The organism is Bacteroidia bacterium (assembly GCA_026932145.1).
Classification (GTDB): domain Bacteria; phylum Bacteroidota; class Bacteroidia; order J057; family JAIXKT01; genus JAIXKT01.
This window is the reverse complement of the sequence record JAIXKT010000002.1, coordinates 4,365-6,421: the sequence shown is the minus strand read 5'-3', so window position 1 is coordinate 6,421 and position 2,057 is coordinate 4,365. Positions and strand designations below refer to the sequence as shown.

Genomic DNA, 2,057 nt, shown 5'->3' with positions numbered 1-2,057 from the left:
CCTCTGGACTCTTCTACTCCCGCCCCCCGTCCGCCGCTAACGCAAGCCGTTGGCTTGCCTGTGCATTCACATAAAAACAATACAAGGGATAGTAATGAGTAATAGAGCATCAACTATCATATTCAATTACGGAAGTAAAGATGTGCAAGATTTTATTTTGCTTTTCAATGAAGACCGTCTAAATTTAGAACCCGGTTTTCAGCGAAAATCTGTTTGGCAGGGTATTGACCGAAAAAAGTTAATTCAGTCAGTTTTTCAGAACTTCCCTTTACCATCTGTTTTCTTATACAGATCTACTGATGAAGATGGACGATTAGTATATGATGTTCTGGATGGCAAGCAACGACTTGAATCTTTGTTTATGTTTCAAGGTTTAGGGAGATTTCGCCGCGATAAATTTCCGGTAAAAATGCAAATACACGAAGATGACGATGTTGAAGAATGGACGTGGAAGGAAATTCAAAAAGCAGGTCACGAGCATCTTGTTACTGGCTATAAAATTCAAACCGTTGAAGTTTCAGGCAGTTTAGACGATATTATTGAACTTTTTGTAAGAATTAACTCGACGGGAAAACGCCTTACTGGACAAGAAAAAAGGCACGCTAGGTTTTTTACAAGTCCTTTCCTAAAACGCGCTGGACAACTTGCGGAGCGTTCTAAGAAATTTTTTGCTGAAAATCACATAATGACTCCCGCTCAATTAAGCAGGATGAAACACGTTGAATTGATTGCAGAGATTATGGCTTCAATTCATAATGGAAGTCCTCTCAACAAGAAGACCGCACTAGATAAAATCATTCACGGAAAAACGATTGAAGGCAAGGCGCTTAACGAGTGTGCAAAAGAATTTACCCGCACACTGAATATCATAAAAAGAATGTATTTTCCTGCTTTGCGGTCAAGTCGTTTCAAAAATTCATCTGAGTTCTATTCCCTCTTTATGTTTACTTGGGAGATGGATAAGAACAAATTTATCTTAACCGACTCAAAACGCAATAAACAAGCCCAAACATTATTGCTTTGGCTTTCTGACGGTGTAGATTTAGTGCGAAAGAAGATTTCTCAAGCCGAAGGCGCAACGCCAGACCAGCAAGTATTTGCCAATTACTTATTTACAACTCGCGGCGATAGCGATAGTTCGGCAACAAGAACAAGGCGAGCAGATATTTTGCGCCAGTTATTAGGTGGTTTGTTTGAAAAGAAGGACAAAAAACGTGGTTTTACGCCTGAACAAAGAAGGCTCGTGTGGAATTCCGATGATGAAAAAGTTTGCACAAAATGTGGAGAGAAGTTAACTTGGGAAAACTTTACAATTGACCATATCAAGCCATATTCGCTTGGCGGTAAAAGTTCGTTATCAAATGCGGCTTTAATGTGTAGAAGTTGTAATTCAAAAAAAGGCGCAAAGTATAAAGGAAAGCGTTAGTCTTCCCAAAGACGGCAAGCCAACAAAGCGTGCACCTGACGCTGGGGACTCGGCGCACATCCCAAGCAGTTTTCACGCCTTAGCATTTTTCTGGTTGGACGGCTTCGCCGTCCCCGCCCAGCGCAGGTAACGCAAGCCGTTAGGTGTGTGTTTCGTTAAAGCATTTGGCTATTTCGCAAGAGCAAGTTGGCTTTTCAAATCAGCGTTCTCAATCAAGTCTAGGTTTCAGCAAAAGTTTCGGTTCGTTCAAGTCAGACTCTTTGGCAAAAGTAGTTTTCTAAGTTCTCGTTTCTCGAAAATCAGTTCATGCTTTTTGTTTCATAAGTTCTTTGTCAAATTCTTTCAGGTCTCCAAAATCAGGTTCGGGGTTTTCGGCTAGGTTTTGGCAAGCAAGCAGTTTCGTTTGGTGGTTGTCGAGCTTGTCGAGACACAAAGCCTGTTTTTTACGGCTTGCGTTTCTTTCAATAAAATCAGGTTTCTAAAATTAGCGGCGTTTTTTCAGCAAAGGTTTCATCAAGGCAAGTTTTTGCATTTTCGTTCAAGTTCTCTTTCTCTAAAAAAACGGTTTTTCGCAAAGTCAGTTTTTAGCAAAAGTGTTAACAAGTTCTTGTTTCAGGCTTCTTCAAGTCAA

The 2,057-nt window shown here is 40.5% G+C and carries 1 protein-coding gene; it reads left to right on the top strand.

Going from position 1 to position 2,057, the window contains the following annotated elements; genetic code table 11:
- The first annotated feature begins 142 nt into the window (after positions 1-142).
- Positions 143-1,426: a DUF262 domain-containing protein gene (locus LC115_00840; protein ID MCZ2355226.1), complete on the top strand. Its 1,284-nt coding sequence runs from the start codon at positions 143-145 to the stop codon at positions 1,424-1,426.
- Positions 1,427-2,057: the final 631 nt, after the last annotated feature.